At 72.5% G+C, this 8,990-nt stretch carries 11 protein-coding genes; 3 read left to right on the top strand and 8 right to left on the bottom strand.

The genetic code is table 11. The features are described from left to right. The first annotated feature begins 250 nt into the window (after positions 1–250). The gene (locus HTV45_RS28770; protein ID WP_215208816.1) at positions 251–904 is read left to right on the top strand and encodes an HAD family hydrolase; all 654 of its coding nucleotides are present in this window, start codon (positions 251–253) and stop codon (positions 902–904) included. Here HTV45_RS28770 and HTV45_RS28765 read toward each other — a convergent pair. Further along, entirely contained in the window at positions 886–1,146 is a 261-nt protein-coding gene (locus HTV45_RS28765; protein WP_215208815.1) for a hypothetical protein, read from the bottom strand. The genes HTV45_RS28770 and HTV45_RS28765 overlap by 19 nt on opposite strands. Before the next feature lie 164 nt (positions 1,147–1,310). Here HTV45_RS28765 and HTV45_RS34905 point away from each other — a divergent pair, with 164 nt between their 5' ends. After that, on the top strand, positions 1,311–1,694 hold the full coding sequence (locus HTV45_RS34905) for a cold-shock protein (RefSeq protein WP_215208814.1): 384 nt from the start codon (positions 1,311–1,313) through the stop codon (positions 1,692–1,694). Positions 1,695–1,734: 40 nt separating this feature from the next. Here the strand turns inward: HTV45_RS34905 and HTV45_RS34545 are convergent, their stop codons facing one another. From HTV45_RS34545 to HTV45_RS28735, 4 genes are all read right to left on the bottom strand, one after another. Continuing rightward, positions 1,735–2,706: a 1,4-dihydroxy-6-naphthoate synthase gene (locus tag HTV45_RS34545; RefSeq protein WP_251692906.1), complete on the bottom strand. Its 972-nt coding sequence runs from the start codon at positions 2,704–2,706 to the stop codon at positions 1,735–1,737. Further along, positions 2,693–3,394 carry a futalosine hydrolase gene (locus HTV45_RS28745; RefSeq protein ID WP_215208822.1) on the bottom strand — a complete coding sequence of 234 codons (702 nt, stop codon included), beginning with the start codon at positions 3,392–3,394 and terminating at the stop codon, positions 2,693–2,695. The genes HTV45_RS34545 and HTV45_RS28745 overlap by 14 nt, the downstream gene beginning before the upstream one ends. Before the next feature lie 23 nt (positions 3,395–3,417). Continuing rightward, positions 3,418–3,921, bottom strand: coding sequence for a DUF2771 domain-containing protein (locus HTV45_RS28740; protein WP_215208813.1), 504 nt, complete (start codon positions 3,919–3,921; stop codon positions 3,418–3,420). Between the two features lie 62 nt (positions 3,922–3,983). Then, positions 3,984–5,417: an MFS transporter gene (locus HTV45_RS28735; RefSeq protein ID WP_215208812.1), complete on the bottom strand. Its 1,434-nt coding sequence runs from the start codon at positions 5,415–5,417 to the stop codon at positions 3,984–3,986. A gap of 387 nt (positions 5,418–5,804) precedes the next feature. Here HTV45_RS28735 and HTV45_RS28730 point away from each other — a divergent pair, with 387 nt between their 5' ends. After that, the gene (locus HTV45_RS28730) at positions 5,805–6,731 is read left to right on the top strand and encodes a DUF3027 domain-containing protein (RefSeq protein WP_215208811.1); all 927 of its coding nucleotides are present in this window, start codon (positions 5,805–5,807) and stop codon (positions 6,729–6,731) included. Positions 6,732–6,761: 30 nt separating this feature from the next. On the opposite strand, the gene HTV45_RS28725 is transcribed toward HTV45_RS28730, so the two are convergent. The 3 genes from HTV45_RS28725 to HTV45_RS28715 all read right to left on the bottom strand — a co-directional run bounded on the left by HTV45_RS28725 (position 6,762) and on the right by HTV45_RS28715 (position 8,828). Then, on the bottom strand, positions 6,762–7,328 hold the full coding sequence (locus tag HTV45_RS28725) for a hypothetical protein (RefSeq protein ID WP_215208810.1): 567 nt from the start codon (positions 7,326–7,328) through the stop codon (positions 6,762–6,764). A gap of 23 nt (positions 7,329–7,351) precedes the next feature. Then, on the bottom strand, positions 7,352–7,798 hold the full coding sequence (locus tag HTV45_RS28720; RefSeq protein ID WP_215208809.1) for a hypothetical protein: 447 nt from the start codon (positions 7,796–7,798) through the stop codon (positions 7,352–7,354). A gap of 154 nt (positions 7,799–7,952) precedes the next feature. Then, entirely contained in the window at positions 7,953–8,828 is an 876-nt protein-coding gene (locus HTV45_RS28715; RefSeq protein ID WP_215208808.1) for a helix-turn-helix domain-containing protein, read from the bottom strand. Positions 8,829–8,990: the final 162 nt, after the last annotated feature.

Below are 8,990 nucleotides of genomic sequence, written 5' to 3'. Positions count from 1 at the left end.
CGGCGTTTGAGGAGCGGGGTCCGGGGCGGAGCCCCGGTTTCGGGACGGGAAGGGGCGGCGGGGGCGATCCGGCGTACGGGCGCCTCCCGTGCTCACGGCGCTCGGCCGGTGCCGCCCCGCCCACCCGTGCCGCCCAGGGGGCACCTCCCAGGCCTTCGAGGCACTGGGGAGTGGGGAGGCACGACTGCCCGCAGGCTGGCGCGGTAGGTCCGCCCGCAGCCACGCCGGCCTCCCGGGCACAATGGCCGGCATGGTCTCCACCACCCCGCTCCCGCCCACCGTCGGCTTCGACCTCGACATGACCCTCATCGACTCCCGCCCCGGCATCCGCGCCTGCTACCTGGCACTCGCCGGGCGCACGGGGACGTACATCGACGCCGATCTCGCGGTCAGCCGGCTCGGGCCGCCGCTGGAGGACGAGCTGGTCAACTGGTACCCGGCCGAGCGGGTCGGGGAGATGGCCGATCTCTACCGCGAGATGTACCCCGCCTACGCCATCGCCCCCACACCCGCCCTCCCCGGCGCCCGTGAGGCGATAGCGGCCGTACGGGAAGGCGGCGGGCGCGCGATCGTCGTCACGGCGAAGTACGAGCCCAACGCGAAACTGCACCTGGCGCACCTCGGCATCGAGCCGGACGCGGTGATCGGCGGCCTGTGGGCCGAGCGCAAGGCGTCGGCGCTGCGCGAGCACGACGCCACCGTCTACGTCGGCGACCATGTGGGCGACGTGCGCGGCGCGCGGACCGCCGGCGCGCTCGCCGTCGCGGTCGCCAGCGGTCCCTGCGACGCCACGGAACTGCGCGAGGCCGGCGCGGATGTCGTCCTCACCGCCCTGACGGACTTCCCGCGATGGTTCTCGGACCACCGCACCGGCGATCCGGCGGCTCAGCTCTCGGACAACTGACCCGCCCGTGCCCTGCGCCGCCCCGCCGCGGCGGATCGCAGAACGCCCGCCCCGGCCATCAGGAACCCGACGCCCATCAACATGCTCAGGACGAACATGTACGTCGGAAAGGGCGTCGTACCGAGGAACAGCGGGGCCACCGTGACCAGAGTGGCCACGGCGCCGATGATGAAGACGAGGGCGCCGGCACGGACCAGACCGTCACCGGGCGCTGCGGAATTCGCTTGGGTTTTGTCACGCACCGGACCAGGGTAGTTCCTGGCCGAGAGGAACAGCCGGGTGACGTCTTGTCACCGGACTGAAGAGCATTAGCCTTGGTACCGGCGGGTCATCGGGCCCGCCCGAGTGCTATCACGAGCCGTTTTCCGACCCAGTTTTCCCGACGAGTACGAGGACGAGGACAGACGTGCCCACCGGCAAAGTCAAGTGGTTCAACAGTGAGAAGGGCTTCGGCTTCCTCTCCCGTGACGACGGCGGCGACGTCTTCGTGCATTCCTCGGTCCTCCCCGACGGGGTCGAGGCCCTGAAGCCGGGACAGCGCGTGGAGTTCGGTGTGGTCGCCGGGCAGCGCGGCGACCAGGCACTCTCCCTGACGATCCTCGACCCGACCCCGTCGGTCGCGGTCGCCCAGCGCAGGAAGCCGGACGAGCTGGCCTCCATCGTCCAGGACCTCACGACCCTGCTGGAGAACATCACGCCCTCGCTGGAGCGGGGCCGCTACCCCGAGCGGGCGGCCGGCAAGAAGATCGCCGGCCTGCTCCGCGCGGTCGCCGACCAGCTGGACGTCTAGGAGGCCGGCCGGCCGGACGTCCAGGAGATCGACGCGGCGCTCACGGAAACCGCAGCGCGTCCGGGCCGAGGGGCGGCACCAGTCCCTCGGCCGCCGCGCGGGTGAGCAGTCCCCGCACGGCCGCGTAGCCGTCCTCGCCGAGGCCGGCCGTGAACTCGTTGACGTACAGCCCGATGTGCTGGTCGGCGACGGCCGGGTCCATCTCCTGCGCGTGATCCATGACGTACGGCCGTGACGCCTCGGGGTCGTCCCACGCGGCCCGTACGGAGGCACGGACCGAGTCGGCGAGCCGCGTCAGCGTCTCCTCGCCCAGCGCCCGCCTGGCGATGATCGCGCCGAGCGGGATCGGCAGCCCCGTCGTCCGCTCCCAGTGTTCGCCCATGTCGGCGAGCTTGTGCAGCCCGTAGTTCCGGTAGGTGAAGCGCGCCTCGTGGATGACGAGTCCCGCGTCGACCTTCCCGTCCCGTACGGCGGGCATGATCTCGTGGAAGGGCATCACCACGATCTTCCCGAACCCGCCCGCCCGTCGCCCACCACCGCCCTCGACGGAGGGCCCTGCGGGCCCGCCCCCCTTGCTCGCCCGTCGCCCACCACCGCCCTCGACGGAGGGCCCTGCGGGCCCGCCCCCCTTGATTCGCAGCACGTCCGCCGCCCAGAGCCGGAACAGCAGGTACGCCGTGGACCGCTCGCTCGGCACGGCGACCGTGCGGCCGGTGAGGTCCACGCCCGCCTCCCGGGTGAGCACCAGCGGACCGCAGCCCCGCCCCAGCGCGCCCCCGCAGGGCAGCAGGGCGTAGTCGTCGAGGACGTACGGCAGCACCGCGTACGACACCTTCAGCACATCGAGTTCGCCGCGCTCGGCCATGCCGTTGGTGAGGTCGATGTCGGCGAAGGTGACGTCGACGGCGGGCGCGCCGGGGACGCGGCCGTGGGCGAGGGCGTCGAAGACGAAGGTGTCGTTGGGGCAGGGGGAGTAGGCGATCCGCAGCCGCTGCTGCTCAACAGTGGTCATGCCGGTTCCAACTCTCCAGGACGGGCGCGAGCTTCCCGAAACCCTCGGTGAGGGCGGTGAGGGCGTCTGCGATGCGCCAGGCGGCGCGGTCGCGCGGGCCGACGGGGTTCGACACGGCCCGCACCTCCAGTACGGGCAGGCCGTGCGCGGCGGCCGCCTCGGCGACTCCGAAGCCTTCCATGGCCTCGGCGAGGGCGCGGGGGTGACGGGCGCGCAGTACGCCGGCGCGGGTGGCGGTCCCGGTCACCGTGGAGACGGTGAGCACGGTTCCGGTGAGCGCGCCGGCCGCGGCGGCGGCCTCCCGCGCCAGTGCGGCGGGCGGGCGGTGGGTGACGGTGCCGAAGCCGAGGCCGGTGACCGGCAGGAAGCCGTCGGCCGTCTCGGCGCCCAGGTCGGCCGCGGTGATCTCGTCGGCGACGACGAGGGAGCCGAGGGGCGCGTGCGGCGCGAATCCGCCGGCGATCCCGGCGGACACGACCAGCCGGTAGGGCCGGCCGCCGAGGGCGGCGGCGGTCAGGGCGGCGGCGGTGGACGCGGCGGCGAGCGCGGGTCCGACTCCGGCGGCGAGGAGGTCGGGGCCGTCGGTCACCCGGTGCGGGGCGGCTCCGGGCAGGCGCACCTCCCGCACCGTCCGCCCCGGGAACGCCTCGGCCACCGCGTCCCGTTCGGCGGGGACCGCGGTGGCCACGAGCACGCGTGACGGGGACGTGATCAGCTGTCCTTCTTCAGCCGGAAGGACCACAGACCCGTGGCCTCGTCGTTCCCGCCCTCCTTGATCGACACCAGGGTCGAGTCGCCCTGGGCGCCGTACTGGGCGTTGAAGAAGATGTTGCCCGGGATGGTGGTGTAGGTCTTGGTCTCGGCCTCGGACAGCAGGGGCTGTCCGTTCATCAGGATGATCCAGCCGTTGTCGGCGATCTCCGGGTCGACACCGAAGCGCACGGGCTCGTCGGGATCGACGGTGAGCTCGTCGACGCCCTTGTCCTGGAGGCACTTGGTCAGCTCGGCGGCCTTGAGGGCCTTGCCCTCCCCGCCGCAGGTGGCCTCGGAGCTCGCCGAGTCGCTGCCCACCGTGACGGTGGCGATCGGCGTCGGCTTGTCACAGGCGGCCAGGACGAGCAGTCCGGCGGAAACGGCGCCGGCGGTGGCGACGGCGCGGCGGCGTCGTGCACCGCGGTGTCCGATTGCGGCTGCGCCGCGGGGCAACGTGGTCATGGCCGAAGGTTATCGGGCAGGCGTGCCCCACTCCCCACGTGGGGTACGGCGTGGCCGGAGCGTTACGCCACTCGCGCCCGTCCGCCGTGTCCCTGCCGGGCCGAGCGGACCAGTCCGCGGAGCGTGGTCAGCCAGCCCGTGGCGACGATCGCCGCGCCCACGGCCAGCCCGAGCGGCCCGATCAGCGGCATCACGATGCCGATCGCTCCGCCCAGCACCCAGGACATCTGCAGCAGGGTCTCGGACCGGGCGAAGGCCGAACTGCGCACGAACTCCGGCACGTCCCGCTGGATCAGCGCGTCCAGCGACAGTTTGGCCAGCGCCTGTGCGAACCCGGCGATCGCGGCGAGGCACGCCACCAGCACCGCTCCGAAGAACGCCGCGGCCACGACCGCCGCGCTGACCACGCAGGCCACCACCGTCACGATGATGATCTCCGGCGCGCGGTTCCGCAGCCCTGCGCCGACCGCCGTACCGAGTGCGTTGCCCGTGCCGGCCGCCACTCCCACGATGCCGAGCGAGACCGCGGCGCTCTGGCCGGACATCGGATGCTCGCGCAGCAGGAACGCCAGGAAGAAGATCAGGAATCCGGTGAGGCAGCGGATGGAGGTGTTGGCGGCGAGCGCGTGGGTGACGGCCGGGCCGACCGTGCGCAGTCCGGGGCGCTTGTCGGTCTTGCGGTGCGGGCCGTGCAGATGCTGCTCGTCGGCGGCGAGCAGGGCCATGGCCTCGCCCTTGGCGGAGTCCACCTTCGGCGGCAGCCGGAAGGACAGGAACACGCCGGTCATGAAGAGCACGAACGCCCCGTACAGCGGCCAGCGCGGCCCGATCTGATGGAGCCCCGCGCCGATCGGCGCGGCGATGCCGGTCGCCAGCAGCCCGCCGAGGGTGACCCGTGAGTTCGCTTTCACCAGGGAGAAGGCGGGGGGCAGCAGCCGCGGCACGACCGCGCTTCTGACCACTCCGTACGCCTTGGAGGAGACCAGTACGCCCAGTGCGGCCGGGTACAGCTCCAGTCCGCCGGTGACGACCGCGCCGGACAGGACCAGCGCGAGCAGTGCCCGGGCGAGCATCGCGCCGGCCATGGCGGCGCGGCGGCCGTGCGGGAGACGGTCCAGGAGCGGGCCGACGACGGGGGCGAGGAGGGTGAAGGGCGCCATGGTGATGGCGAGGTAGAGGGCGACACGCCCGCGGGCCTCGTCGGTCGGCACGGAGAAGAAGACGGTGGATGCCAGCGCGACCGTGATCATCACGTCACCGGCGCCGTTCACGCCGTGCAGTTCGATCAGCTTGCCGAGTCCGGACTCCCCTGCGCCGTGCGCGTGGGTCGCCCGGCGGATCCCGCGGGCGGTCCTGGTCACCGGGAAGCGCAGGGCGCGCCCGCACGCACGCAGGGGGCCGCCCGCCCGGCCCGTGCCGAGGCGTCGGCCGTTTCCCTTGTCCCCTTTCGGCCCACCGGTCCCGGTGGCGTCCTGGGGCGTCCTCGCGGTAGCCACGACGTCATAGTGCCCCGAGATGGCGGTGCGTAGTGCGGTCTCCCCCACGGACGGCATCCCGGTTGCGGCTGTACGGCGCAACGCGGGCCCCCGCGCCGTGTCGCCGCGCGGCCGACGCCGCCGCCGGTGTGTCGTGGACGGATCAACGCCGCGGAGGCGGACGAACGCCCACGGAAAACCGGCGCGCGGCACCCCATAACAACCGTCGGTGTAGGCCCAGCGCACGCGAACAGGTAGCGTGCGTATCTCAGCCATCCCGCAGAATGGATGGAGGCGCGCCCGAGCACGTTGCGGCGCGGACGTCGACGCGGTCCCCTGTCCGCTCCGTCCGCCCCCCGCGCTGGGAGTGGCGCACTCGTGAGACGGCGTAGGAGAGAAGCGATACCTGTGAGCGCAGCGACAACGCGAAGCCGCACCCCCGACCGTCTGTGCGCCGAGGCCGTCGACCTCGCCCGCGCCGCAGCCGAGGAGGCCGCCGCCCCCGGGGTCGTGGGCGAGCACGAGGGAATGGTCTCCGAGGGTGACCGCGTCGTCACCCACTTCTTCGGATGCATGGAGCCCGGCTACCGCGGCTGGCGCTGGGCCGTCACCGTCGCCCGCGCCTCCCGAGCCAAGATCGTCACGGTCGACGAGTCGGTGCTGCTGCCCGGCCCCGACGCGGTCCTCGCGCCGGAGTGGGTGCCGTGGAGCGAGCGGCTGCGCCCCGGTGACATGGGGCCCGGCGACCTGCTCCCCACCGACGCCGAGGACCTCCGGCTGGAACCGGGCTTCATCGGCGACGAGGAACCGCCGCCGAACTCCGCCGTCTCCGAGGAGATGGCCGAACTGGTGGAGGCCGAGGACGCCGAGGTCACGTCGGGCGCCCCCGCCGACCTGTCCGTCGTCCCGGCCCGCGGCACCATCGCGGCGGTCGCCGAGGAGCTCGGTCTGCGCCGCGCCCGGGTCCTCTCCCGCTACGGGCTGCACATCGCCGCCGACCGCTGGGAGGAGGGGTTCGGCGCGAAGACCCCGATGGCCCAGGCGGCCCCGGCCACCTGCATGTCGTGCGGTTTCCTCGCCCGTATCGGCGGCTCGCTCGGTCAGGCGTTCGGGGTGTGCGCCAACGAGTACTCCCCGGCCGACGGCCACGTCGTCTCGCTGGGGTACGGCTGCGGCGGCCACTCGGAGGCCGCGGTCATGCCCAAGCCGCCGCAGCCGGCACCGCCGGTCATCGACGAGACCCGCGTCGACCCCTTCCCCCTCCGCCCTGCCCCCGACTCCGGCTCTGTCCCGGCGGCGGAGGACGAGGCGTCGGCGGAGCTGGGGCACTCCTAGGGCAGGTTCGTCCCCGGGGCGGGGCGGGACCTAGGACTGCGCCCCGGCGTCCTTGATCGAGGTCGGGCCCAGCTGCTCGGCGCCGGCGTACTCGGGCATCGCCATGGGTTTGTCGAAGAGGAAGAACGACTGGTTCGTCCCCACGGTGAATTCCATGTACGCGCCGGTCGTGGCGTCGAAACCGTAGTACGCGTGGCACATGGAGCCCGCCGAGTACGTGCCGTCCATGCCCGGCTGCGGCAGGACCGCCACGCCCTGGGACCTGGTCTCCACCCGCTCGGTGGGCGTGAGCATCTTGCAGCGCGGGACCGGCAGGCCCTTCATGACGAAGTACCCGTACTCGCCCTTGGCGTTCTGGATGTAGACGTAGGAGAGCTTGCCCCGCTTGCCCCAGGTCTCGACCCACTGGTTGATCGCCTCGCGGGTCGGGGAGTACTCCATCAGGCCGGCGGGCTGCCGCGCCACGAGCTGGTCGTAGCCGTCCTGCTTGGCCTTGTTCTCCTTGTCCTGGCTGGAGTCGCCGGTGCAGGAGGCCAGCCCGAGGCCCAGGGTGAGCACCGAGACGGCTGTCAGGGAGATGCGTGCGGTCCTGCGCATGGTCGTTCGTCCCCTTCCCGGGGTCAGTCGGTGCAGGTCGTCTTCTCGGCGTCGGCGTCGAGCCGGTAGGGGAGGCTCTCGTCGAGGAAGGGCGCGCGGTGCTCCTGGGCGGCCTTGGCGTTGTACTCGTTGACGGACTCGATCCGTGACGCTCTCAGCGCGGTGACCGACTGGTCGATCTGGGTCTTGCGCGCCTCCGGGGCCGACGGGCGCTCCTGCCGGAGCGCCCCGATCGTTCCCTCGGCGTTCTGCACGGCTTCACACAGGTCGAAGAACTCCTGGTAGGTGGTCAGACGGAACGCACCTGACGCGACGGTCCTCTCCCGCTCGTCGACCTCGCCGCGGAACGGCGCGGTGATCCACGCGGCACTTCCGAAGGCGAACGCACCGGCCACATAGACGGCGGTCACGCCGAGGACCCCGCGGGCGATCCACGCGCCGGTCCGTGCCTGCTTCCGCAACTCCCCCATGACATCTCCCTCTCCCCGGCTGTCCGCCTCAGGCGTGGAACATCACTCGGCAACGTGCGTACTCTGTAGGATTGTTGAACGATCCTCCCAGGCTGACAACCCGTCGCGCGACGTGATTTTTCGTCAACCGCGCGTCGGGCAAAGGGAGATGCCGTCATCGGGGTGTGGTGCAGGTGAGGCAGAGAGCCTGGGTGTCGGGGGCGCGGAAGGCGCGGTCGCAGCCGTCACAGTTGCGGAGATCGTGGCGTACGGGCACGGGCAGGGCCGGAGCGCGGTACGGGGGCAGGGGCGGGAGCCCGCCGGTGAGGCGGTGGGCGAGGAAGGCCGCGGGGCGGTGGAGGGGTTCGTCGGGGAGGTTCTCGGTGAGGGCGTGGCGTAGGGCGGTGGGGGTTACCTCGCGCTCCAGCCAGGCGATGACGCCGGGGGCGAGGTGATCGGTGTCGGCCGCGGAGAGCAGGAGGCGGGGGTCGTGGCGGCGGAGGGTGCTGAGGAGGTCGGCGGCCCGCTGGCTGAGTGCGGTGGCAGCGGCGCGGGTGGGCTGGGGGACCGGGGGAAGGGCTTTGCGGGGGCGAGGCTTGGTGGTGCGCTCCGCCGTCGGGCGGGGCGGCGGAGCGGGGCAGCCAGTGGGTGCCGCTTCGCGTCGGTGGCCGGGCTGGTTGCAGGAGGTGGTGCGGGTGATGATGCGGCCGGTGGGGGTGCGGTGGCGTTCGCGGCGGAGGTAGCCGTGAGTCTCCAGTTCGCGCAGGGCGTCGGCGATGCGTTTGGTGCCTTCTTTGAAGCGGGCGGTGAGGCTCTTGATGTCCACGGGGGCGCCGGCGGGCAGCGACTGGATGTGGCAGCCGAGGCCGATGGCGAGCAGGGAGAGTTCCGCGTGCTGGGTGAGGTGGTTGCCGATCACCACGAAGCGGGTGGTGTGGCGGGTGTTGTCGTGGATGACGCCGCCGGTGGTGGTGCGGTGACGCGATCGTGGCGGATTGCCGCCGTCGGCTGACTGGGCGCGCGGGGGCGCGCTAGGGTTTTGAGTACCCATTCGGGAAGCTCCTCTTCCTGGGTGGTCAGGCCCTCGCACCGGGAGTGGAGTCCCAGCGGGGGCCGAAGTTTTTTCGGGCTGTGTGCGCTGAGCGTAGAGGTGTCTGAGGTCCGGAAATCCAGCTGAGCCGGTGATGTTCACCCGCCCGAGTGACGACACGCC

This window comes from Streptomyces sp. CHD11 (assembly GCF_018638295.1).
GTDB lineage: Bacteria > Actinomycetota > Actinomycetes > Streptomycetales > Streptomycetaceae > Streptomyces.
Note: the sequence above shows the minus strand (reverse complement) of the source record. Positions and strands in the feature narration are given on the sequence as shown.